We start from the raw sequence: 23816 nt of genomic DNA, 5'->3' as shown, positions 1-23816 counted from the left end.
GTCGGTGCGGCAGGCCGCTCCTGCTGGTGCTTGCGGCCGGAAGACACGCTCATTTCGACCTTCACCTGACAGCGGCCTTTTGCCGGAGGCAATCATCCGCTACAAACCTATTCGAACGGGTGGCCCTTCCGGCCGCCAGAGCTGTTGAGCCGTGCTTTCATGACCCTTAAGTCGCGTTTTGTCCTTCCGCTTCTCCTGTCCGCCGCCCTGGCCGCCTGCGCCAACGGGCCGGACAATTCGGTTGCCTATGTCGAGCGGCCGGCCGAGACGATCTACGCGACAGCGTTTGAATCACTGGACCGGCGCCAGTATCCGCTGGCTGCGGCGCTGTTCGACGAGGTCGAGCGTCAGCACCCCTATTCGGAGTGGGCCCGTCGTTCGATGTTGATGGCGGCTTACGCCAACTATGAATCGACCAACTACGAAGAAGCGATCTCGGACGCCCAGCGCTTCATCTCGCTGCACCCGGGCAATCGCAATGCGGCCTACGCCTATTACCTGATCGCGATCAGCCATTTCGAGCAGATCATGGATGTCGGCCGTGACCAGGCCGCGACGCAACAGGCGCTTGCCGCGCTCGAGCAGGTGGTGCGCCGTTTCCCGGAAAGCCGCTACGCCACCGATGCGCGTCTGAAAATCGACATGACGCGTGACCACCTGGCCGGCAAGGAAATGACGGTGGGTCGCTGGTATCTGCGCCGTGGCTATCATCTCGCCGGGATCAACCGGTTCCAGAACGTGTTGCGCGATTATGGCAATACCAGCCATGTGCCCGAGGCCCTGCATCGCCTGGTCGAGGCCTATGTCTCGCTGGGTGTCGATGAGGAAGCCCGCCAGATCGCAGCGGTTCTGGGTTACAACTTCCCGGGCAGCGAGTGGTATGAGGACAGTTATGATCTCCTCACCCGCGAAGGGATTTCGATCGGTGAAACGATCGAGCAGGCCGATCCGACCTTCCTGGAACGGGCCATGCAACGTCTGTTCGGCTGATCCGGTCCGGGGGTGCCCAAGCGCTGAATGCTGCTCTCCCTCTCCATTCGAAATGTGGTCCTGATCGACGCGCTTGATGCGGTGTTCGAGGGTGGATTATGCGCGCTCACCGGTGAGACCGGTGCCGGCAAGTCCATCCTGCTCGGAGCGCTCGGCCTGGCCGCCGGTGAACGCGCCGAGCGGGCCCAGGTCCGCAGCGGTGCCGACGAAGCCCAGGCGACGGCCGAATTTGACCTGCCGGTCGGGCACCCGGCCTGGGCTGTGCTCGACGAGGCCGGCCTGGTGGTCGAGCCCGGTGAACCGCTCATCCTGCGCCGCCGCCTCGGCGAAGACGGGCGCAGCCGGGCGCATGTCAATGACCAGGCAGCCAGTATCGGATTGTTGCGAAGCCTCGGCGATGTCCTGGTCGAAGTGCATGGCCAGCATGATGGCCGGGGATTGATGAACCCCAAGAGCCATCGCGGCTATCTCGACATTTTCGCGGGCCATGATGACAAGCTGGCGGCTTGCCGCGATAGTTGGCGGGCCTTGTCGGCGGCGCGCAAACAGCATGATGCGCTGATCGCCGCAAACCAGGCCTCGGACAGTGAACAGGACTTCCTGCGCCACGCGCTGGAAGAACTCGACCGGCTCGATCCGCGATCGGGTGAAGAGGCCGAACTCGCCGACGAACGGCAATTCCTGCAAGGCGCCGAGCGCGCCCTGGGTGATCTGCAGGATGCCCAGCAGGCGCTGGCTGGCGAGGGCGGCGGGCTGGAAGCGCGTCTCAATGCGGCCCTGCGTGGGCTGGAGCGGGTGCGCGACCATATCGGCAATGGTGGCGGCGATGCCGGCAGTGCGCTTGAGCGCGCCTCGACCGCGCTCGACCGGGCCTTGATCGAATTTGCCGAAGCCGAAGATGCCCTTGGTGATGCGGCGCGCGCCTTTGATGTCGAACCGGGCCGGCTCAACGAGGTCGAGGAGCGGCTGTTTGCGCTGCGGGCGCTTGCCCGCAAGCATCATGTTGTGGCCGATGAACTGGCGGAGCTGCATGGCCGCCTGACCGACCAGCTCGACGGGATCGAGAATGCCGCCGACCGGATCGCCGAGGCGGAGAAGGCGGTCAAGGCCGCCAAGGCTCGTTATGACGATGCCGCCCATGCCCTGACCCGCAGCCGCGAAGCGGCCGCCAAGGCGCTGGCCGAAGCCGTCGCGGCCGAGCTGCCGCCGCTGAAAATGGACAAGGCGCGTTTTCGTGTGGCGATCACCACGGATGACGACCGCGCCGGCCCGGAGGGCCGCGACCAGGTCGTGTTTGAAGTGGCCACCAATCCCGGCTCCCCCTTCGGCGCCCTCGACAAGATTGCCTCGGGCGGTGAGCTGTCACGCTTCGGCCTGGCCCTCAAAGTGGCGCTGGCGGGTGATGATGACGGTCTGGTCCTGGTGTTTGACGAGGTTGACCAGGGTGTCGGCGGCGCCGTGGCTGATGCCGTCGGCCGCCGTCTCAAGCGTTTGGCCGCCCAAGGGCAGACGCTGGTCGTCACCCATTCGCCGCAGGTCGCCGCGCTGGCCGACCATCATTGGCAGATCGTCAAGACGGATGACGGCAAGGGCGGCGTGCGCACCACGCTGGTCAAGCTGGACGGTGCCACGCGCCGCGAAGAGATCGCCCGCATGCTGTCGGGCGCTGACATTACCGACGCCGCACGGGCCCAGGCCGATGCGCTGATGGCTGTCGAGGCCTAGACTGTCGGCCTGAATTGATTCCGCAGGGCAGGACCGATGAGCGCACTCAAGGATGTCGACCAGCTGACCGAGACCGAGGCCCGGGCTGAACATGCCCGGCTGGCCCGCGAGATCGCGGCCCATGACAAGGCTTACTACCAGGACGACGCGCCGAAAATTTCCGACGCGGCCTATGACGCCCTGCGCCAGAAGCTCGAGGCGATCGAGGCGCGCTTTCCGCAACTCGTGGACCTGCTCAGCCCGACCCAGCGGGTCGGCGCAGCGCCGTCGGGCAAGTTCGGCGAGATCCGTCATGCCGTGCCGATGCTGTCGCTGGGCAATGCCTTCAAGGATGAGGATGTCGCTGATTTTGTCGGCCGCATCCGGCGTTTTCTCGGTCTTGGCGAGGACGAGCCTGTCGCCATCACCGCCGAGCCGAAGATTGACGGGCTGTCGGCCAGCCTGCGCTATGTCGGTGGCAAATTGGTCAGCGGCGCCACCCGCGGTGATGGTCAGACCGGCGAGGATGTGACGCAGAACCTGCTCACCCTCGACGATATCCCCGACACCCTCCCGCCCGGCGACTGGCCCGATGTGGTCGAAGTGCGCGGCGAGGTCTACATGTCGCACGCTGACTTCGCGGCGTTGAACACCCGCCAGCTCGAGGCGGGCAAGGACGCCTACAAAAATCCGCGCAATGCCGCCGCCGGCTCGCTCCGCCAGATCGACCCGAAGATGACGGCGCTTCGACCGCTGCGCTTTTTTGCCTATGCCTGGGGCGAGGTGTCAGCACCACTGTCAGACACGCAGATGGGCGCGGTCGCGCGCCTCGGCGCGATGGGCTTTCCGGTCAATCCGCTGATGGCGCGCTGCGAAAGCGTCGACGGGCTGCTTGGTATTTATCGCGATATCGAGGCGAAACGGGCCGGGCTCGGCTATGATATCGACGGCGTGGTGTACAAGGTCGACCGGCTGGACTGGCAGGAACGGCTCGGCTTCGTCGCCCGTGCTCCGCGCTGGGCCATCGCCCACAAATTCCCGGCCGAGCAGGCGACCACCATGCTGGAAGCCATCGACATCCAGGTTGGCCGCACTGGCGCCCTGACCCCGGTCGCCCGGCTTGTACCGGTGACAGTGGGCGGCGTGGTTGTCACCAATGCCACCCTGCATAATCAGGACGAGATCGAGCGCAAGGATATCCGTGTCGGTGACACGGTGGTCATCCAGCGCGCCGGCGATGTCATCCCGCAAGTCGTGCGGGTCGTTGATGCGGATCGCGCGGGCCGCTCCGAGCCGTTTGATTTCCCCACCGAATGCCCCGTCTGCGGCAGCCAGGCGCTGCGCGAGCATGACGCCAAGACCGGCAAGCTGGACGTCGTCCGGCGCTGTACCGGCGGTCTGATCTGCGGCGCCCAGTTGAAAGAGCGCCTGAAGCATTTCGTGTCACGCAAATGCTTCGACATTGAAGGCCTGGGGATCAAGCAGATCGAGGCCTTCCACGAGGAAGGCCTGATCACCGAGCCGGCCCATATCTTCACGCTGAAGGCGCGTAACGAGGCCGGCGAGATCACCCCGCCGCTGCAGGACCGGGAGGGGTTTGGCGAGACCTCGATCGGCAATCTCTTCTCTTCCATTGAAGAACGGCGGACGATTGCCCTGGCCCGCTTTCTCAATGCGCTCGGCATTCGCCATGTCGGCGAGAACACGGCGGCCCTGCTGGCCCGAACCTATGGCAGTTGGGCCGATTTCAATACAGCTGCGGCCAAACTGGCCGATGAAAGCGTGCGCGCGGAGATGTTGGGCATTGATGGCATCGGTAACGCCGCCGTCGAAGCGCTCGACCAGTATTTTACCGAAGCCCACAACCGCGAATTGTTGGACCGCCTCGTCGCCCAGCTGACCATCGAAGACGCCGAAGCGGTTGCCAATGACAGCCCGGTCGCGGGCAAGACAGTGGTCTTCACCGGTGCCCTGGAACGGATGACGCGCGACGAAGCCAAGGCCAAGGCGCAATCGCTCGGCGCCAAGGTGGCGGGCTCGGTGTCGGGCAAGACGGACTATCTGGTGGCCGGGCCGGGCGCCGGCTCGAAGGCCAAGAAGGCGGCGGATCTGGGCGTGACGACGCTCACCGAGGATGAGTGGTTTGTGCTGATCGGGGAGTGAGCGGCGCCCGTCGGACTTATCCCGACGGCGACCCGGCCTGGCTGTCGGCGGGGGCGAGGTCTCGCGACATTTGCCAGTCCGCCAGGACCGATTGCAGGGTGGCGATCGAGGTCGGTTTTGGCAGGGTTGTCTGGAACAGTCCGGGCGGCAAAAGGCGTTCGCTCTGCGCCGCTTCCAGTGCCGAAAGCGCGACCAGCCAAGCCGAGTGACCATTTTCGCCCTGCCGGATGTGACGCGCAGCGGTTACACCATCCATTTCCGGCATCTGGATATCCATGAATATGAGGTCGAACTCGTTTCCACGTGCGGCTTCAATCGCGGCGGGGCCGGAATCGGCTTTCTCGATCGACAGTGAGGCGCCTGCGAGCACCTGTTCCAGTAGTGCCCGCAACACAATGTGGTTGGTCGCGACATCGTCAACCGACAGGATCCGCACCGGCCTCGAAAGGTCCAGCTCGGGTCGTTCAACCGGCGCCGGGGTGGCGGGTGTCTCGGCTTGTCCCGCTGTCAGGGACAGGGTGAGTGAAAAGCAACTTCCGCCGCCATCGGAAGACCTTACGGTCAGATCGCCGCCCATCAGGCGCGCAAGCTGGCGACTGATCGACAGGCCCAGGCCCGTGCCGCCATAGCGGCGCGTGATCGACGCATCGGCCTGATTGAAGGCCTCGAAGATTGTCTCGTGCTTTTCCGGCGGTATGCCGGTGCCCGTGTCGATAACGTCCAGCCGGGTTTCCCACCGGTCGAGGTTGGCGTCGGCAGCTTGGCTGACACGCAAAGTCACGTGGCCGGCTTCGGTAAATTTCAGGGCGTTGGAGATGAGATTGTTGAGGATTTGGCGCAGCCGGAGCGGGTCACCGGTGAGTACGGATTGTTGCAGCCCTGCGATGTCGAGGTGCAGGTCCAAGGCGCGGGCTTCCGCTTCCGGCCGCCAGCTTTCAGCTGTCTTCTGGGCAAGACGCGCCAGGTCGAAACTCACGGTCTCGGCGATGACCTGGCCGGTCTCGATTTTTGACTGATCCAGGATTTCATTCAGCAATTCCAGGAGCGTGGCGCCGGATTCCCGGATCAGCCGCAGGCGGTCATCCTGCTCAGGTGACAGACCGCCGACGTGGCGCATCACGTCCGCCATCCCCAGCATGCCATTGAGCGGGGTGCGAACTTCATGGCCGACATTGGCGAGGAATTCGCTTTTCGCGCGTTGAGCTGCCCGGCTGGACGACAGGGCCGCGGCCTGATCGGCATTGGCCAGCCGCAATTGCGACTCGGCCAGTTTTTGGACTGATCGGAAAACCGCAGCCAAGGATATCAGCCAGATGCAGGCGAGCATGAGCGCGACACTCAGGGGCACCACCGGGTATTCGGGCGGGGCGTCGACGATGTCGGCCAGCGCAAAAACGCCGAGAAAGGCCGCGCCGACTCCGGGCAGTGCGACATACAGGCTGCGCGGACCCCAGAATTGGTAGAAGCCGAGCAGGATGCACGGCAGATACGCGAAAGCTGGCGGCACGCCACCGCGATTGCCGTAGATGGCGGCCGCATAGACGAGTGCCACGCTGACAGCAATAAAGGTCATGGTGATCGATGGGCGTCGCAGCCAGATGCCAGCCAGCCCGCTGACCGCGACTGTCGCAGCGCTGGCCAGGCCCAGCAGCGCCATGCCGGGGCGGGCTTGGTCCGACAGTGCCAGCAGTGACGCATTGGCCAGCGAAATAAGGGTGAGCATGGCCGCAAACACCAGAGCGATGCGTGCGCGCAGGGTCGCCTTCAGATCGTCAGATCCGTTACAGCCGATAAGTCGATCAATCGGTGCCCAGATGGTCAATAGCCGACTCCCTGTGTGGGACGTTAGGCGGGGCGTATTAATAAACGGCTATTCGTCCTGCCGCCTATAAACGCCGTCTATCGGCATGTCCTCGCCCAAGGCGTCAACATAGCTCAACATGACACCGACCAGCCGGTCCCAATCATCGACCTGGCAATAGCCGCGCTCTTCTTCGTGCGGTGTGACGTCATAGCGATCGAGAATGGCGGCTTCGACATTGCGGCACTCGGGGGCGTGATAGGTGGCGATGCCGCCGGGGAAAACGCGAACCAGCCCGTAACTCCAATTGTCGTCATCGCGGCGCATGGCGATGAAGAGACCGTCGGCGATCTCTTTCAGGCGGATGCCGTCATGCGGAAAACCCTCATCATCGGAGACATAGCGGCCCCAGCTGCGCTCGATCTCGCCGGTCCAGGCCGGACGGTCGAACGGGGTGACGCCGTCGGCGAGATAGGGCGTATGGCTGTAGACGCCTTCCTCGAGCGGGTAATCCGCTTGGCCGCGACTGATCAGGGCATCCTCGGAATAAAAGCAGCCGCCCAGAAAGGCGGCTGCAATCAGGATCACACTGGGCAGGCGCACTAGGGCGTCGCTCCCGCGATCGGCTCGGTGGCCTTGATCAACCAGTCGGCGACCTCACCCTCGACCAGGGGCAGGACTTTTTCCCGCACCAGGGCGTGATAGCGGTCGAGCCAGGCGATCTCCTCGGCGCTGAGCAGATGGGTGTCGATCAGCCCCTTGTGGATCGGGGCGACGGTGACCGTTTCGAAGCCGAGCATGGGACGTTCGCCGCCGGGAATGTCGGCCGCTTCGGTGACAACCTGCAGGTTCTCGATGCGGATGCCGAACCCGTCTTCCTTGTAATAGCCAGGCTCGTTGGAGAGGATCATGCCCGGTTCCAGCGCCACCGCATTCGGTGCCTTGGAAATCCGCTGCGGACCCTCGTGCACGCCCAGGAAACTGCCGACGCCATGGCCGGTGCCGTGGTCATAATCAAAGCCGGCCTGCCACAGCGGGAAGCGGGCGAGAATGTCCAGCTGGGTGCCGGTCGTGCCCTTGGGGAAACGCACCATCGACAGCGCGATATGCCCTTTGAGCACGCGGGTATATTGCGTCTTCATCTCGGCGGTCGGCGTGCCGATGGGCACGGTGCGGGTGATGTCGGTCGTGCCGTCGGGATATTGTCCGCCACTGTCGACCAGGAAGAGCGAGCCCGGGGTGAGTTTCAGGTTGGAGGCTTCCGAGACGCGGTAATGGGCGAAAGCGGCATTGCCTTGGGCGCCGGAGATCGTGTCGAAGGAGAGGTCGCGCAATTCCGGCAATTGCTTGCGCAGGCTTTCCAGCTTCTGGGCCGCCTGGATTTCGTCGACCTCGCCGGACTGCGCCTCGGTGTCGAGCCAGTGCAGGAAGCGGGCAATGGCGCCGCCATCGCGGATATGCGCCTGGCGCGAGCCTTCCACTTCGGCCGGATTCTTGGCCGCCTTGGGACGCATGACCGGGTCTTCCAGCGTCTGCACCTCGGCGCCGCCGGATTTCAGTGTTTCAAGCACCCAGGCCGAGGCCGTGGTCGGATCGACCCGGACCTTCTTGCCTTCAAGCTCGCTGAGACCGGCGCCGAATTCACGCTCCGGACGGATCGCGATTTCATTGCCGAGATGACTGCGTGTCTCGGCGGTGAGCTTGTCCGGGTCGACGAAGAAAGTCGCGGTGCCGTCCTTGTGGATCAGGGCGGCAGACAGCGGCAGGGGAGAGCGGGACACATCGCCGCCGCGCACATTGAACAGCCAGGCGATGGAGGGCGGCGCGGTGATCACGGCCGCATCGGCGCCGCCGCGTTCAATGGCAATGCCGATCCGTGTCCGCTTGGAGGCGTGCTCCTCGCCGGCAAACTCGATCGGATGCGGGATGATGTCGGCTTTCGGCGCGGCCGGACGGTCGGTCCAGGCGACATCAATCGGGTTCTGCTCGACCGAGACCAGTTCGACGCCGGCCCGCATGGCGGCCGTCTTCAGGAGTTCCAGCGCGGCCGGGCTGTGCAGACGGGCGTCATAGCCGATCTTCTCGCCCTTGCGGGCGTTTTCCTCGATCCAGCCATACAGGCCAAGACCCACGAGGTCGCACTGTTCAAACAGCGTGGTGTCGGTCTGCTGGCGGCCTTGCGCGGTATAACGGCCATCGACCAGCAGAGCGGCCCGATCGGTCATGACAATCGCGGCGCCGGCAGAGCCGGAAAAACCGGTCGCCCACAGGAGCCGCTCATTGCAGTCCGGCAGGTATTCATTGTCATACTCGTCCTCATGCGGGACGAGGAAGCCATCCAGGCCAAGCGTTTTGAGCGCAGCGCGCAGCTTGGGCAGGTTCTCGCGGCCGTAGTGCGGGCCGCCCTTAACGTCGAAAGTCTGGGAGATCATCTGGGTCATGGGCGGCAAGGTATGCTCCTCGCGAAGCCGGTTCAATGCCTGTGATCGGGCCAGTGACAGGGCCAGAGAGAGGGCCGGGGCAGATGCCGATACAGACTCGGTTACCGGCGTGTGACAGGGGTCATGCAATTGCGCAGTCCGGGCTTGCGGAAGCGCTGCTTCGCAAGTGCAGCAATCCATGGCTAAAGCGCGGGGAATTCACAGGAGTTTCCCATGCTGTACGGGATTGATGACTGGCGCTCGATGAACGCCAACGACATGCTGAACCGCTCGCTCGACCGCAATCGCGAACGCGCCGGCCTGCGCCGCATGCCGCGCAATACCGACGTCAACGCCCTGCTGGCCAGTTTCGGACTGAAGGGCAAGCGGGCCTGATCAGGCCTTTCGGCCGGCCAGGCGTTCACGCAATCCGGCCACTTCGCGGCGGCTGGCCGGGATCGACGTGCGTGTTGCCAGAACGATCTGGTAACGGCTGCCGACCTCGCTGGTCAGCGCCTCGACATACGCCAGATTGACCGCATGTGAGCGATGAACCCGGACGAATGCGTCGGGTAGGAGATCGAGCAGGGCGCTCAGATTGCGATTGTCCAGATGGGTCACGCCAGCGCGCGTGTGCACCTCGGTATAATTCCCGGCCGCGGTGAGATGGACAATATCCGGGCAGGCCAGCCGTGTCAGGCGCCCGGTGGCCTGCAGTGCCAGTATCTCCGGCGGTGCGACCGGCACCGGCTGGAGCAGGTCCGGCCAGCGGATGGCCGGCAGCGCCAGCAGTCCCACAACAAGCGCGTACACGCCGCGGTCGATCAGGTCCGATGGCAGGGCCAGTGCGTAGAGCGGTATGATGGCCAGCCCGACCGCCATGGCGCGGGCCGGACCATCACCACGCCACGCGATCCAGACCACGGCTGAGCTGATGAGACTGGCGGTCACCGCTGCGGATTTGGCGTCATAGCCGGTCAACGCCAACAGGCCGGTCAGGGCGACGAGCCCGGTCGCCCCCATCCAGATCCAGGCCAGACGTCCGGTCGCTGTCCAGCGCGATTGCGCAAAGCGCAGAAGGGCGAGCCCGAACAGGGCGAGGCCGAGCAGGCTGAGCGCCTGGCGTGGCTGGTGCCAATCATAGGGGTAGTTGATCATCGCCCGTGAAATCTCGGCCAGCCCGGCCAGTGTCAGACCGGCCAGCGAAACCGACAGCCAGATGCCCCGCCCGTCGCCGAGTCGGCGAGACCGCAGGGCGAAGGCCAGTGCCAGGGCAACCAGTCCGGCACCGAGTATGACCAGCGGCAGATAGTAGCGCACGGATCGTCTCGTCTCCGAGCTGTAGGGCATGACGAACAGCGACTGGACCAGGCTGTAGGGCGTGTAGCCGGCGCGGTGGCTGGACAGGCGCATGACCAGCTGATTGCCGTCTGGTTCGATCAGGCGGGCCGGAACGGCAAACAGGCTGTCGATCGGCCCGGCCGTTTCGTCTGCGGGGGTCGCACCGGGCTGACCTTTTTCACCGATCCGCACACCATTGAACCAGAGTGTCGCCGAAAAGGGGCCGGAGGTGCTGATCGCTGGCGGCGGACCGTCCTGCGCAATCGGGACGTCATCCCAGACCAGCCAACCCGTCGTCTCGGGGCGTTCAATGGAACGATAGGCCAGCGGCTGTCCGGCGCCTGGGTCTGACAGGACGGTTTCCAGCCCGGCATCGACGTCGATATAGCGAACCGTTTCCGGCATTCGGGCGTCGATCCGGGGCGGCGGTGCGGTCAAGAGGAGGGCGAGCGCCACCAGAGCCAGCCCGGCACTTTCCAGGCCGGGCCGCAGGTCTGCCATCGCTTTGAGCCATCCAGCCATGATGTGAGCCATTCATCCTTTTGCGATGGGCGTGTCCCCGATTGCACGGCATGAGCGCCCCTTGCCGGGGGGCAAGTCAACAACAGGAATGCATATGCTGATGATTGGAAGTCTTTGGATTGCGAGTGCCGGTGCGGCAAGTCTCTGGCTGGGCGCTGCCAGCCAGGTCGCGACGCCGGTTCTCGCCGAACAGGCGCAGGCCGTCTTTGACCCGGTTGCCGAAACCTACCCCGCGCTCAACGCCACCGTAATGGTTGGCGGCGAGATTGTCTGGGAGGCCGAGGGCGGCTGGTCACGCGATGCGGCAGACGGTGTCGCCGCGTCCTACAATGTCTACTCGGTCGCCAAAATGTTGACCGCGCTGGCTTTTGTCCGGCTGGCCGAGACCACCGGGCTCGACCTCGACACGCCCGCCCGGCAGATCGACCCGAACTTGCCGGCACACTATGGCGCCGTCACCTTGCGCGAGCTGCTCGATCACCGTGCCGGGGTCCGCCATTACGCCTCGCGTGAGGACTGGATCGCCTTTTCCGACCGGCGCTGCGAGACACCGGCGGATGCGCTGGGCCATTTCATCGACGCGCCGCTCGCCGCTCCGTCCGAAGGCGAGATCGCTTACAGCACCTATGGTTACGTCCTCTTGAGCCACCTGCTGGTGCAACTGACCGGAACCGGCAGTTTCGATGCGGCAATGCAGGTGGCGCTTGGCGATACCTACCTTGCGCGGCGCGATCGCATCGATGCCGACAAGGCGGCCAACTGGGTTGATATGGGCGCGGGGCCCCAGCTGATCGAGGGCCTGTCAGCCGAGTGCAAATTCGGGGCGGGTGGCCTGCTGGCCAGTTCGCGGGAGCTGGCCGCGATGGGACACGCCCTGGCGGCCGGCGAGATGGTCGAGCTGGAGGGCTGGTCGGACCTGCCGGGGCCCTGGGCCGGTTATGCCGAGAGCGTCGATCTGCACTACGCTGCCCATTCCGGCGGTTCGCCGGGCGGTCGGTCTTTCCTGCTCGTCTATGTCGAGCCGCAGATCGCGGTCGCGTTGGCCGGCAATGCCGACAGTGAAAACCTGCAGGCCCTGTCGATTGAACTGGCCGACCTGTTTGCAGGGATCGACGAGGCGCCGACTGAGTAAGTCGCTAGGTCTTGCTCGCCACCAGGGTTTCCCAACCTTCCAGCGGTGGCTGGCGGTGGACGCTGAGGCCGGCGGCCTCATAGGCGGTGCGCACCATGGCTTCCTGTTCGGTCAACAGGCCGGACAGGATGACCTTGCCGCCGGGTGTCAGGATATCCGCGATGCCCGGGGCCAGTTCGACCAGCGGACCGGCCAGGATATTGGCCAGCACCAGCTCGAACTGGCGACCCGCCAGCTTGGCATGATCGAGGCCTTCGGCGACAAAACAATCAATGCCCGGCGTTTCGTTCTTGCGGCAGTTCTCGAGGCTTTCCTCGACCGCTTCCGGATCAACGTCGGAGGCCAGGATGTCGGCATCGGGCAGCGCCTTTGCGGCCGCGATGGCCAGCACGGCAGTCCCGCAACCCAGATCGAGGATACTGGTCGGTACGGCGCCGGCATCCAGCATTTGCGAGAAAGCAATCAGGCAGCCGCGTGTGGTGCCGTGATGGCCGGTGCCGAAAGCGGGGCCGGCCTCGATCTCGATGCCGATCTGGCCGTCAGCCACGGCGTCCCGGTCATGGGCGCCAAACAGGGTGAAGCGGCCCCCCTCGACCGGCTTGAGGCCCTTCAGCGAGAGGCGGACCCAGTCCTCTTCCGGCATTGGCGCGCAGGACAATTCCATTTCGGCCGGGAAACCGGCTGTTGCGCGCACGACCTCGATATCCGGGTCTTCGGTGAAGATCAGGTCGAGCCGGGCAATATCGCCTTCGTCAAACAGTGACCAGGACGACATCGCCTCCAGGCCCACCGCATCGAGATGTTCGACCACATTCCCCAGAAGGGCAAAATCGGCCTGCGTCGTCAGTCGCCAGAATTGTGTCATGGGCACTCCTTATGGCGCGAGGGTTTGGACGGTGATGGCGGGGAAATCAAGCGGGCAGGGTTTTGGTGCTGTCGCTGGAGGCTTACTCGCCGCCCAATGCCTCAATCAGCTCCGCCCGGATGTCCTGCCAGGCCGGGGAAGTCGGATCGATCAGTTCGAAATGTCCGGCCTCCGTCAGCACGACATGGCGGACTGTGTCACCGCGCGCCTGCGCCAATGCCGTGTAGTGAGCGCCCAGGGACAGCGGCACGATCGGATCGAAATCCCCGGACATGATGATCTGTTCGACGCCAATCGGCCCCATGGCCGCGGGTGAGACCTGCGCCATCAGCGCCGGCGTCTGGGTCTCCACCGGTCCGATCAGCTCATCCACGGTCGCGGGCTCGCCGCAGCGGCCCGGACCATTGGCGCGATAATCGGCCAGGTCATTGATGCCCGCAAGGGTGACCACGGCGTCCGGCAGCAAGGGGGTTTCGCGCCAGGCGGCACTGTTTTCGGGCAGATTGCCGCGCGCGGCCGCCCACAGCGCCAGATGGCCGCCCGCCGAATGTCCCGTGAAGACCAGCCGGTCGAGATCGAGCGGATGGTCCTGTGCGACCAGGCGCAGATGATCGATCCCGTCGGCGATGTCTGCAAATGTGCCAGGCCAGCCGCCGGTCTCATGCCCGATGCGGGCATATTCGAGATTCCATACGGCGATGCCATGCTCTTGCAGGTCCGCGGCGACATAGTCCTGCAGGATGGTGCCGGGTATTTGCGAAAGCCAGCAGCCGCCATGAATCATGGCCACGACCGGGAAGGGACCGTCGCCGTCGGGCAGCCAGAGTTCGCCAAACTCTAGCTCCCCCTCGCCAAAGGCGATGCGTGCCGTTGCGGCCTCGCGTGGCCGGTCGAGGAGCTGGTCCCAGCTGATCGGGCGGGCATCGGCATGCGGGTCGGCATACGGCACCGCCGTTTCAGGCTGGCAGGCGACGAGGAGGGTGCTGGCGAGCAGGAGGGAACGGATCATGGTGGCGCTTCGGCTGACTTCGAGCTCTCAACCTTCCCCGAAACGCAAATTTTGTCATCCCGGACGGACGCCCTGACTTGATCAGGGCACAGATCCGGGACCAGTACGCTCAATCCTGCAAGAGCGAGTGCTTACAGGTCCCGGCTCTCCAGCCCGCGTTCGCAGGCTGAAGCCTGCGCCCGCGAAGGCGGGGCGCCGGGGTGACAATGTGTGTTGAGGTGGTGCGGAATGAGGCCTTTCCCATTGATGGTGAAGGTGGGCCGGGTCGGTGGCCTGACGCGTCACCTTCGGCCTGCGTCGTTCAAAGGCGTCTTGCCGCTGAGGCGGCAATAATGTCTTCGGCGAGCTTTGTTGGAACGAGGGTGACCCCGAATGGGGCAAGAGCGACCGGTGCCAGTTTGAAATGAGCGAGGGCGTTGGGAAGGCAAATCGGGATGGTAATGAGGATGATGCAGGCGGCCAGGTTTGCCAAACCGGCAAGGATATGGGTGATGGCGAGAAGCAACCCGAACGTGAAAACCCAGACGAAATTGGCGAGGAATTTGATGACGGCTGATGCCCGTGAAAAGCCGTCATCCACAATCGGCATGTTGTTGGCTTCCTTATAGGCGTTCACCGCATCCCGGGAGACGGGCCGGCGGCCGAACGGCCAGTAGGAATAGCCGACCATCGGCAACAGGAATGGAAGCAGCGGAAAAAAGATGATGGCGCCGAGAAGGTAGAGGCTGCCCACAACGAAGCCGCCCAAAACGAACCATACGATGTTTCCGAGAAAGGCCATCGAGGCGCCGCTCCTGTTTGCAACCAATCGATTGTATAGCTAATATGTACGAGTTTTGGTTGTGGAGTCAATCAATGGTGTGCTGAGTCGCTCCGGTGCAGCTTGGCCATGCGAGTGCCGCCCTATGGCAATTCCCGCAAGAAATTCTCCACCACCTTCTTCTCGCCGGCCTTGTCGAATTTCACGGTGTATTTCGAGCCATCGGCCTTTTTCACCGTGCCGTAGCCGAACTTGTCGTGGAAGACGCGGTCGCCGGCGCGCCAGGTGCCTTGGGTGTCGGAGCCGCCGCTCTCGATGAGCGTGGCCTTGGCATTGATGGTGGGCGGGGCGGAGCGGCGGCCGGATTGCTGGTTGGCCTGATAGCGTTTCCAGCCGGGGCTGGAATAGCTGGACGCCATGGCGTCGGGCTTCTGGCTGAGGCTTTCAAAGCCCGGACCGCTGTCATAATAGCCGGTCTCCGAGCGCGCTTCGACATGGTCGACGGGCATTTCATCGATGAAGCGCGAAGGGATCACCGTCTGCCAGCGGCCATAGATCATGCGGTTGGCGGTGAAGGTGATGATGGTGCGTTCTCGGGCGCGGGTAATGCCGACATAGGCGAGGCGGCGCTCTTCCTCGAGCGAGCGCGTGCCGCCCTCATCCAGCGAGCGCTGCGAGGGGAAGACGGTCTCTTCCCAGCCGGGCAGGAAGACGAGCGGGAATTCCAGGCCCTTGGCGCCGTGCAGCGTCATCAGGGAGATCTCGTCTTCATCCGGCTTGCGGTCGGCATCGGTCAAAAGGGCGACGTGTTCGAGATAGGCTTCCAGCGTGTCGTACTCGCCCATTGAGCGGACGAGTTCCTTGAGGTTTTCCAGCTTGCCGGCGGCCTGGGGCGTCTTGTCCTCGCGCCACATGGCGGTATAGCCGCTCTCGTCGAGAATGATCTCGGCCAGCTCGTCCAGACGGCTCTGTTCAGACTGTTCACGCCAACGCTCGACATCGCGCAGGAAGACGGAAAGGGCGGTGCGCGCCTTGCCGCGGATCTCATCGGTGCCGAGCATGAGGCGGGTCGCCTCGGTCATCGGCACGCCCTGGGCACGGGCGGTCATGGCGATCTTCTGGACGGTGGTGTCGCCAATGCCGCGCTTGGGCGTGTTGACGATGCGTTCAAAGGCGAGATCATCTTCCGGTGAGCGCACCAGACGCAGATAGGCGTGGGCGTCGCGAACCTCGGCGCGTTCGAAAAAGCGCGGTCCGCCGATCACCTTGTAGGGCAGGCCCAGCATGATGAAGCGGTCTTCAAAGGCGCGCATCTGCCAGGCGGCACGGACCAGCACGGCACTGTCGGAATAAGCGCGCTGACCTGAGACCCAGTTCTCGATTTCCTCGGCGACAAAGCGGGCCTCGGCCTCGCCATCCCAGATGCCGCGCACCTGGACTTTCTCGCCCTCGGCATCATCGGTCCACAGCGTCTTGCCAAGGCGCGACCGGTTGGCGGCGATCAGGCCGGAAGCCGCACCGAGGATATGCGCGGTTGAGCGGTAATTGCGCTCCAGCCGGATCACGGTGGCGCCGGAAAAGTCCTTTTCAAAGCGCAAAATGTTGTCGACCTCGGCGCCGCGCCAGCCATAGATCGACTGGTCGTCATCGCCGACGCAGCAGATATTCCCCGTGCCCTGGGCCAGAAGGCGCAGCCACAGATATTGGGCGATATTGGTGTCCTGATACTCGTCGACGAGGAGATAGCGGAACTTGTCGTGATAAAGCTTCAGGACGTCGGGATTGTCCTTGAAGATGTGCAGCGTGTGCAGCAGCAGATCGCCGAAATCGCAGGCATTGAGGGTTTTCAGGCGCTCCTGGTAGATCTGGTAAAGGCCCTGGCCGCGCCCCTCGGCAAAGGCCCATTTGTCGTCCTCGCCCAGCTGGTCGGGCATCAGGCCGCGGTTTTTCCAGCCATCGATCAGGCTGGCGAGATGGCGCGGCGTCCAGCGCTTCTCGTCGATATTCTCGGCCTGGATGATCTGTTTCATCAGGCGCAGCTGGTCGTCGGTATCGAGAATGGTGAAGGAGGATTTCAGATCCACCAGCTCGGCATGGCGGCGCAGGATCTGGGCTGAGACCGAGTGGAAGGTTCCCAGCCAGGGCACGCCCTCGACCGCTTCGCCAATGATCTTGCCGACCCGCTCCTTCATCTCGCGCGCCGCCTTGTTGGTGAAGGTGACGGCCAGGATTTCCCACGGCCGGGCGCGGCCGGTGGCGAGGATATGGGCGAGGCGGGTGGTCAAAACGCGGGTCTTGCCGGTGCCGGCGCCGGCCAGAACCAGGACCGGGCCGTCCATGGCTTCCACGGCGGCGCGCTGCTCGGCATTCAGCCCGTCAAGATAGGGCGTCGGCGGCGCGGGACGCGCCATGTCGGAGATGGAAAGACCGGACATGCAATTCCCTGCTGCTTGGACGGCGGGTTCAACGCGGGTCCGTCGAACCGATTCAATCCGTCATACTGGACTGATTGGCGCCGGTCCCCAAGGGAGGGATGTGTGATTGTTCGTTTTTTGTTCGCATTGGGGTTGGTGTTGAACAGGTGAGTGGCTGATCCGCTCGTCGGCCCCGGATCTGCGCCCGGCTTTCGCCGGGCTTCGTCCGGGGGAAATGAGCTGGGATGTTTGCAGTTATCAGCTTTGGCATCCGGAGTTGGCAAGCTTCTCGTCGCAGATGACACACGCCTTCTTCTCAATCCACACGCATTTTTTCCGGACGCGCAAAGCGCGATCCGGGAGCGACGTTGGGCTTATCATTGCAGAACAGGCTCAGTCTTCGAGACACGTGACGATCGGCACCGCGTCGATCGAACTCACCCGAACAGCGCGTCCACATTGGCTTGGGCGGCTTCGTCGTCGAGTTCATCTTCGGTGGTGGAGCCGCCATGGATGGTGCCGGAGGCGGCGGAGATCAGCGGGCGGATTTCTTCGCTGGCCAGTTCCGCGATCCGGGCGCAGGCCTCGGGGCTGGTGGTCTCGCGCAGCACGGACTGGGCCCGCTCGACCTCGCCATTGATCTGCAGGATCAGGGTTTCCAGATGGGCGCGCACGGCATTCGGCGCCGCCCGGTAGGCGAGAATGGCCAATTCCTTGTCCTTGAAGGAGGAATTGGCGAAGTGGCTGGGATAGTCGGCCGGCGCCCAGTCCAGCACATCCTCGGCGCAATCGGGCATGTCGGGCAACATTTCCATCAACATCACCACTTCATTGAAATGGTTGAGATAGTCGGTCGCGAGCCCGGTTGTCGGGTTGATATTGGCCGTCCGCAACGCCTCTGCAGTCAGTGGCGCTTCGCCGAGCACGGCGCGCTCGCTGGCAGGAATGTCAAACCCGTTCGGTTCCATTGCGCGACCTTATCCGCGACATTCTTTCCAGAGCAATAACCTTGCTGAAGCCCGGCGAACGGTCTCAGCGATGCTCTTCTTCGCTGATCTCAGCGAGGCGGCGGGCATAGGCCGCCTGGGCATCGGCCTTGGTGATGATGCCGGTCACCGCCTGGGCGTCGGATCGTTCGCGTACGATGGCGCTGTCGATCTGTTCGGCGTCCAGCACGGCGAAAGCGCGGCCCAGCGTGTCGTCTTCATAGACGCAGGTGCCGTCCTGGATTTCCGCCTCGCTCCAGCTGCCCAGCGGTTCCATGACATCGCGCACCCGGACCATTTGCAGGACAAGGCGGCTGGCGCCGCCGGCAATATCATAACCTCGGCGGCGCATTTGCAGCTGGAAGAGCGAGCCGCCCAGCGTTGACTGGCTGAGAACGGTGGCGAGCGAGACCGCGACCAGCACCGCGACCGAGGCCTCATAGCTGGCCGTGAGTTCGAACACGATCAGCGTGGTCGACAGCGGCGCGCCCAGCACCGCGCCGGCCACAGCCCCCATGCCGATCACCGCGAAAAAGCCCGGGCCGGCGGTCTGGTCGCCAGCCAGTACGGCCAATGCGATGCCAAAGGCCGAGCCGAGCATGGCGCCGAGATAGAGCGAGGGCGAGAACACGCCGCCGGCAAAGCGGCAGGCCAGCGAGATGATCGTGGCCAGTGTCTTGAGAATGAGCAGGAGGGCGAGAAGGCCGAATGTGTACTCCGTCGCCAGCGCATTCGACGTTGCCTCATAGCCGACGCCGAGAATTTCCGGCGCCATCAGCGCGATCAGGCCGATCACCAGGCCGCCGGGAATGGGCAGCAGCCAGCTGGGCATGTGGATGCGTTCGGCCCAGCCGGCAAACAGGGCGGGCAGGTGCAGCGTGCCGCGATTGAAGATGATGGCCAGTCCTGCCGCCGCCACACCTAGCAGCGCCGCGGCCGGGAAGTCCCACAGGCTGGCAGCAGCCATTTCCGGCACGCCGAAAACCGGGGCCTGGCCGAAATGGAAGCGCACGATCAGGGCGCCGACCACGCTCGCGGTCGCCACCGGCGCGATCGAACGCAGGGCGTAATGGCCGAGGATGACTTCGAAAGCGAACAGGGCGCCGGCAACCGGCGCGTTGAAACTGGCCGAGACCGCCGCCGCCGCGCCGCAGGCCAGCATGATGCGCGAACCGCGCGCCGCCATGCCAATACGGCTGCCGATGAAGGCTGCGAGGGTGGCGCCGAGATGGACGGCGGGGCCCTCGCGTCCGGCACTGGCTCCACCGCCCAGCGAGACGGCCGACATCAGGGCCGAGTAGAGGCCGGAGCGCAGGTCGATGCGTCCGGCTTTCACGGCCCGCGCTTCCAGCACGTCGGCGACGCCGAGCCCGCGCCCGTCCGGGGACAGTCCGAAACGACGCCCCAGACCCAGCATGATGGCGATGATGATGCCGGTCATGAAGGGGATCAGAACCAGGCGCCAGGCTGGCAGGTCAGCAGCGGTGCTGGCCAGGCGTTCCTCAGTGGCGCCAAAGGCAAATTGCTCGACCCAGCCAATGCCCAGACGCAAGCCAAGCGTGGCGTAGCCGGCACAGATGCCAACCAGTATGGCCAGCCCCCAAAGGGCCGGGCCGCGACCATCGCGAAAGGCCTGTCCGATCCGGCTGATCACATCGTCCCGCCTGGAAGAATCAATCCTGTCCCCGGTGTGGCGCGGGTCGCGTGTCAGGGTCAAGCGAAGGTCGGTTTCGCACTGCCCTTGACATGAAACCAAACGGTATCATATAAGCGAAACCAGTTGGTTTCATGAGGTGGTGATGACGATCCAGGATCACGTGTTCAAGGCGCTCGCCGACCCGACCCGCCGGTCCATTCTCCTGCTGCTCGCAGAGGGGGACCGGACGGTGGGGGAGGTGGCGAGCCGGTTCGACATGACGCGGCCGGCCGTGGCCAAGCATCTCAAAGTGCTTGGCGATGGTGGTCTCGTCTCGGTCGAGGCACGCGGCCGGGAACGCATCAATCGTCTCAATCCGGAGCCGCTGGCGGATGTGGCCCGCTGGGTCGCCCGGTTCGAGGTGTTCTGGGATCAGCGCCTCGCAGCTCTCAAGAAAGAAGTGGAGACGACGCATGACTGAAGCCCGTATCGAAAAATCGGTCTTCCTGAAAGCCAGCCCGCAACGGGTCTGGGATCATCTGACCCGGCCGGAATTGCTGGCACGCTGGTTCCACCCGTCCGACACGGAATTGACGACGGATGCGGCCTTCGCCCTGCTCAGCAATAGCGGCGACGGATCGAAGGTTTGCTGGGGCGACGTGCTGGAAGCGGAACCGCCGACCCGGCTGGTCTACAGCTTCACGCACAAATGGCTGGAAGGTCATGAGACGCGGGTTGAATGGACCTTGTCGGCCGTCGCTGAGGGGACATTGCTGAAGCTCGTGCATGACGGGTTTGAGGGCGCGAACGTCGATGTCTTCGACAGCCTGTGTGACCATGATGCCGGCTGGGACGAACATTTCGTCAAGCTGCGTGAACGGGTCAAGGAAACGGAGCCCGCGACGGCCTAAGTTGGCGCTTGTGCCTCCGCATTGAGCCGGTAAGCTGACCGCTCAATGCGGGGGTATCATGCATAAATCACTCATTTTTCCAGTCAGCCTGTTGGCGCTTGCCGGGATAGGCAGTGGTGCTTTGGCGACGCAGGGCGAAGGCCTGACCAGCCAATATACGCGGATCGACGAGTCCTGCGTCGAAAGCCAGCTCCCGGACGAACCTGTGTATGAGACCGTCTGCCCGGGACACGACGGATGGCGGGTCCATATCGTGTCGGGCGAGCACGGTTCGGCGTCGGCCTATGCCCGCCCGGGCATTGACCGTTCCGACTATATCAACGCGCCGACGCGGGGCCTGTTTGGCGGCTTTCATGATGTTGTCGAATGGCGCTTGGACGATGGTGAGGCCTTCGCCACGATCCACCGCTATGTCCATTACAACACGCCCGATGTGATGGAGTTCTACGACGGTATCGAAGCACCCAACACCTTGATTGTGACGGCGCTGGCGGCGGAAGGGGGCTATACGGTCTGTCCGGTCGCCTTTGTTGATGCCTCGGTCCTGCCCGACGCCAACATGATTGCCCGGGCGGCTGCGGACGAATTGGCTCGCGGTTGGGATTGCGGCAATGAGCCGATCCGCTTCAATGACGCCATGCCCGATGTCGAGACTTATTTCCTCTCGCTGGGCAGAAAGCGGGCGGGTTAGTCGCCATTGATCTCACGGCGCAGCGCCGTCAGGATCCAGACCCGGACCGAGGAGGCCAAAGGCTCGTCATTGCGTGCCGCATCAATCTCCCCGATCAGGCTGGCGAGCGAACGCGCCTGGAGACCGGCCAGCCGGTCTATCTCGGCCCAGAATTCCGGTTCGAGCGAGATCGAGGTGCGATGACCGGCAAGTGACAGGGAACGTTTGATCAGGGGCATGACGGCAAGCTTGTGTCCTGGAGGCTGAAAGGCAAGACCCGGTGTGCGGTGGCAACAGTCAGGCGTTGGCGGGTTCGTTGCGCGCAAGCCGGGCCCAGCTGGCGGCGCCGACAATCCCGTCGGCAACGAGACCGGCCTGGTTCTGGAACGTGATCACCGCCGCCTTGGTTCCCGGTCCGAAATCCCCATCCAACCCGACCGTGATGCCAGCCTCGCGCAGACCATGTTGCAGCCGTGCGACGACCGGGCCGCGGGTGCCCTGGCGCAGCACCGGAAGGGCTGTGGCGGGGGCAAACAGGTGTCTTGCCAGCTCGGCCTTTGCCTTGGCCAGGCAGGCACGGCGATCATCCAGCCCGTTCAGACCGCCATTGACGGCCCAAGTGGCGGCGATGATGTCATCGCGATCGGCATGGGCGTTGATGTCGCGGCGGCGCCAGTATTCGCAGGCGATGACAAGCGACAGGGCCGGTTCGGCGGCTCGTTCGGGTTCGTCCTCCAGGGCGATGCCGACGGCCTCGCCGAAAGCACGGTAATTGGCGCGGCCGGTCAGCTGGATCAGGCCGCGGCCCTTGTAACGCATGCCGTCGCCCGGCTCGGTATTGCCGAGATCCGACCTGCCTTCATAGGCGTCCCCCGACGCGAATTCCTCGGTGGTCCGAAAGCCGGCGCTTTCATGCGCTGTCTGGGCCAGAAAATGCGCGATGCGTAAAGCCGTGTTGATGGCATAGCGCTCAAGCGTGGTGGCCAGCTCGTCATTGATCCGGGTCAGGATTTCGTCCTGGCGGGCAGCCTTGTCGCCGGAAAAGCGTGGAGCAATCGCGCGAAGCGTGTCGGACGTGACGGTCAGCATGGCGGAACTCCATTGGGTGACTGCAACTTTAACAATGATTTATGGTCTATTCAATCTTTGAGGGAGGCCTTGCCCGCTTGCGTCCGGCACCAGGTTCACCATCTATAGTGCGGGGAGAGCACCATGAATTCCTTTGATACGATCCGCGCCCTCGCGCGCCAACATCATCCCGATCTCGACACGCGATTGGCGGCCCATGATGGCCCGAAATCCCCGGACGCCCTGCGCGCCGTGCCGGATGATCGCTGGCTGGCGCAGATGACGCGCTGTGTCTTCCAGGCCGGTTTCGTCTGGAAAGTGATCGAGGCCAAGTGGGACGGGTTTGAAGCGGCGTTTGAAGGCTTTGATCCCAACCGCATCAGCTTCTTCTCCGATGACGATATCGCGCGTCTGGTGTCGGATGAACGCATTGTGCGCAATGGCCAGAAGATCACCGCAACGGTTGAGAATGCCCGCATGGTCGCCGATCTGTCGGCCGAGCATGGCGGTTTCGGCAATTTCATGGCGCAGTGGCCACGCGATGATCAGGCCGGGCTTCTGGCCTTGTTCAAGGCGCGCGGCTCCCGCCTTTCCGGCATGACCGGTCAGTATTTTCTGCGCTTTTCCGGCTGGGATGCGTGGATACTCTCCGGCGATGTTGGGGCCGCCCTGGCGCGCGAGGGCGTGGTCGACAAGCCGCCGACGTCGAAATTCGCGATCTCGAAGTCTGCCGCCGCAATCGCCGCCTGGGCGAAAGAGGGCGGGTGTTCGCAGAGCGAAGTCAGTCGGGTCCTGGCGCTGAGCGTCGGATAAGTTATTGGGGCGAACTGAGCTTTCCCTCTGGTATTGGAAAGCAACCTGGACCAATTCGGTTTGGTTGGGTCCGTTGAGCGAGGCGCCGCATGTTGCGTTGGTACAAGCCTGTCCACCTGTCAAAGCTGCGCGTGAAGGACGTGCCGGACCTGCCGGGCGTCTATGTGTTGCTGCGCGATCCGGACGATCTGTCCAGCGTCCTGAAAATCGGGCCGGCCCGTTCGCTTCGGGCCATGTTCGAACGGGAATTGGCCATTCCGGACAAGGGGCGTGGCCTGCACCCCAAGGCGATGATGTTTGCTGAAACCTGGGCCGATGCCGAAGAGGCGCAACGCCTGATCGTCGCCTACAAGCGCAAGCATGGCCGTCCACCGGTGATGAACTCGCCCTACTAGGCCGCTTCAGCTGTCATCCCGCTTCTTGCCATCGAGCTCGGCCTTGCGGCGGGCAGCCTCGGCCTCGGCCTGCTCGCGCAGGACCCGCGGCGTGCCGTGGATGACCCGATTGGTGTCCGCGACCGCCGCCTTGTCCTTGCGGGCCTTCTGCTTGCGGTATTGGCGAAGATTGACCGGCTTGGTCATGGCAGGCGCGTTCCTCTACCCGTGCCCGGC

General features: G+C 64.1%; 23 protein-coding genes. 10 read left to right on the top strand and 13 right to left on the bottom strand.

Going from position 1 to position 23816, the window contains the following annotated elements; genetic code table 11:
- Positions 1–159 precede the first annotated feature (159 nt).
- The 3 genes from C7435_RS07355 to ligA are packed head-to-tail and all read left to right on the top strand — an operon-like array spanning position 160 to position 4857.
- Entirely contained in the window at positions 160–990 is an 831-nt protein-coding gene (locus C7435_RS07355; RefSeq protein ID WP_075190369.1) for an outer membrane protein assembly factor BamD, read from the top strand.
- A 27-nt stretch (positions 991–1017) separates the two neighbouring features.
- On the top strand, positions 1018–2715 hold the full coding sequence (gene recN, locus C7435_RS07350) for a DNA repair protein RecN (RefSeq protein WP_121210610.1): 1698 nt from the start codon (positions 1018–1020) through the stop codon (positions 2713–2715).
- Between the two features lie 36 nt (positions 2716–2751).
- Positions 2752–4857, top strand: coding sequence for an NAD-dependent DNA ligase LigA (gene ligA / locus C7435_RS07345; protein ID WP_121210609.1), 2106 nt, complete (start codon positions 2752–2754; stop codon positions 4855–4857).
- Positions 4858–4873: 16 nt separating this feature from the next.
- Here ligA and C7435_RS07340 read toward each other — a convergent pair whose 3' ends face one another.
- From C7435_RS07340 to C7435_RS07330, 3 genes are read right to left on the bottom strand one after another with little or no spacing between them, the layout of a single operon-like run.
- Complete coding sequence (locus C7435_RS07340; protein ID WP_121210608.1) at positions 4874–6679, bottom strand: ATP-binding protein; 1806 nt, start codon at positions 6677–6679, stop codon at positions 4874–4876.
- A gap of 48 nt (positions 6680–6727) precedes the next feature.
- Positions 6728–7261 carry a hypothetical protein gene (locus C7435_RS07335; RefSeq protein ID WP_121210607.1) on the bottom strand — a complete coding sequence of 178 codons (534 nt, stop codon included), beginning with the start codon at positions 7259–7261 and terminating at the stop codon, positions 6728–6730.
- Complete coding sequence (locus C7435_RS07330; protein WP_121210606.1) at positions 7261–9099, bottom strand: aminopeptidase P family protein; 1839 nt, start codon at positions 9097–9099, stop codon at positions 7261–7263. The genes C7435_RS07335 and C7435_RS07330 overlap by 1 nt, the downstream gene beginning before the upstream one ends.
- A 213-nt stretch (positions 9100–9312) precedes the next feature.
- Between C7435_RS07330 and C7435_RS17120 the strand changes: the two genes are divergently transcribed.
- On the top strand, positions 9313–9474 hold the full coding sequence (locus C7435_RS17120) for a hypothetical protein (protein WP_158025608.1): 162 nt from the start codon (positions 9313–9315) through the stop codon (positions 9472–9474).
- Here the strand turns inward: C7435_RS17120 and C7435_RS07325 are convergent, their stop codons facing one another.
- Positions 9475–10941 carry a LytTR family DNA-binding domain-containing protein gene (locus C7435_RS07325; RefSeq protein WP_170150380.1) on the bottom strand — a complete coding sequence of 489 codons (1467 nt, stop codon included), beginning with the start codon at positions 10939–10941 and terminating at the stop codon, positions 9475–9477. It lies immediately after the preceding gene.
- A 100-nt stretch (positions 10942–11041) separates the two neighbouring features.
- Between C7435_RS07325 and C7435_RS07320 the strand changes: the two genes are divergently transcribed.
- The gene (locus tag C7435_RS07320; protein WP_233350705.1) at positions 11042–12073 is read left to right on the top strand and encodes a serine hydrolase domain-containing protein; all 1032 of its coding nucleotides are present in this window, start codon (positions 11042–11044) and stop codon (positions 12071–12073) included.
- A 4-nt stretch (positions 12074–12077) separates the two neighbouring features.
- On the opposite strand, the gene C7435_RS07315 is transcribed toward C7435_RS07320, so the two are convergent.
- The 6 genes from C7435_RS07315 to C7435_RS07290 form a co-directional block, all read right to left on the bottom strand.
- Positions 12078–12938 (bottom strand): 50S ribosomal protein L11 methyltransferase, encoded by an 861-nt coding sequence (locus C7435_RS07315; protein ID WP_121210603.1) that lies wholly within the window; start codon positions 12936–12938, stop codon positions 12078–12080.
- Positions 12939–13020: 82 nt separating this feature from the next.
- Positions 13021–13947, bottom strand: coding sequence for an alpha/beta hydrolase family protein (locus C7435_RS07310; protein WP_121210602.1), 927 nt, complete (start codon positions 13945–13947; stop codon positions 13021–13023).
- Between the two features lie 301 nt (positions 13948–14248).
- The gene (locus C7435_RS07305) at positions 14249–14728 is read right to left on the bottom strand and encodes a YccF domain-containing protein (protein WP_121210601.1); all 480 of its coding nucleotides are present in this window, start codon (positions 14726–14728) and stop codon (positions 14249–14251) included.
- A 122-nt stretch (positions 14729–14850) separates the two neighbouring features.
- Positions 14851–17142, bottom strand: a complete 2292-nt coding sequence (locus C7435_RS07300; RefSeq protein ID WP_121210600.1) for an ATP-dependent helicase — start codon at positions 17140–17142, stop codon at positions 14851–14853.
- A gap of 416 nt (positions 17143–17558) precedes the next feature.
- Complete coding sequence (locus C7435_RS07295) at positions 17559–18089, bottom strand: hypothetical protein (RefSeq protein WP_199288361.1); 531 nt, start codon at positions 18087–18089, stop codon at positions 17559–17561.
- Positions 18090–18153: 64 nt separating this feature from the next.
- A complete protein-coding gene (locus C7435_RS07290; RefSeq protein ID WP_233350704.1) occupies positions 18154–19761 on the bottom strand; it encodes a chloride channel protein in 1608 nt (535 codons plus the stop codon).
- Positions 19762–19906: 145 nt separating this feature from the next.
- Here C7435_RS07290 and C7435_RS07285 point away from each other — a divergent pair, with 145 nt between their 5' ends.
- From C7435_RS07285 to C7435_RS07275, 3 genes are read left to right on the top strand one after another with little or no spacing between them, the layout of a single operon-like run.
- Positions 19907–20224, top strand: a complete 318-nt coding sequence (locus C7435_RS07285; RefSeq protein ID WP_121210598.1) for an ArsR/SmtB family transcription factor — start codon at positions 19907–19909, stop codon at positions 20222–20224.
- Complete coding sequence (locus C7435_RS07280) at positions 20217–20654, top strand: SRPBCC family protein (protein ID WP_170150379.1); 438 nt, start codon at positions 20217–20219, stop codon at positions 20652–20654. The genes C7435_RS07285 and C7435_RS07280 overlap by 8 nt, the downstream gene beginning before the upstream one ends.
- A 58-nt stretch (positions 20655–20712) precedes the next feature.
- Complete coding sequence (locus C7435_RS07275) at positions 20713–21345, top strand: hypothetical protein (RefSeq protein ID WP_121210596.1); 633 nt, start codon at positions 20713–20715, stop codon at positions 21343–21345.
- Here the strand turns inward: C7435_RS07275 and C7435_RS07270 are convergent.
- Positions 21342–21563, bottom strand: coding sequence for a ribbon-helix-helix domain-containing protein (locus tag C7435_RS07270; protein WP_121210595.1), 222 nt, complete (start codon positions 21561–21563; stop codon positions 21342–21344). The two genes, C7435_RS07275 and C7435_RS07270, sit on opposite strands and share 4 nt — an antisense overlap.
- Positions 21564–21621: 58 nt before the next feature.
- The gene (locus C7435_RS07265; RefSeq protein ID WP_121210594.1) at positions 21622–22413 is read right to left on the bottom strand and encodes a peptidoglycan-binding protein; all 792 of its coding nucleotides are present in this window, start codon (positions 22411–22413) and stop codon (positions 21622–21624) included.
- A 123-nt stretch (positions 22414–22536) separates the two neighbouring features.
- Between C7435_RS07265 and C7435_RS07260 the strand changes: the two genes are divergently transcribed.
- Both C7435_RS07260 and C7435_RS07255 read left to right on the top strand, forming a co-directional pair.
- Entirely contained in the window at positions 22537–23205 is a 669-nt protein-coding gene (locus C7435_RS07260; protein WP_121210593.1) for a DNA-3-methyladenine glycosylase I, read from the top strand.
- Between the two features lie 89 nt (positions 23206–23294).
- Entirely contained in the window at positions 23295–23600 is a 306-nt protein-coding gene (locus C7435_RS07255) for a hypothetical protein (protein WP_121210592.1), read from the top strand.
- A 6-nt stretch (positions 23601–23606) separates the two neighbouring features.
- On the opposite strand, the gene C7435_RS07250 is transcribed toward C7435_RS07255, so the two are convergent.
- Positions 23607–23786 (bottom strand): DUF4169 family protein, encoded by a 180-nt coding sequence (locus C7435_RS07250; protein WP_121210591.1) that lies wholly within the window; start codon positions 23784–23786, stop codon positions 23607–23609.
- Between the last annotated feature and the right edge of the window lie 30 nt (positions 23787–23816).

The sequence above is a fragment of the Maricaulis maris genome, from assembly GCF_003634045.1.
Lineage (GTDB): Bacteria > Pseudomonadota > Alphaproteobacteria > Caulobacterales > Maricaulaceae > Maricaulis > Maricaulis maris.
The sequence above is the reverse complement of the archived record's forward strand: the minus strand, read 5'-3'. Positions and strand labels throughout refer to the sequence as shown.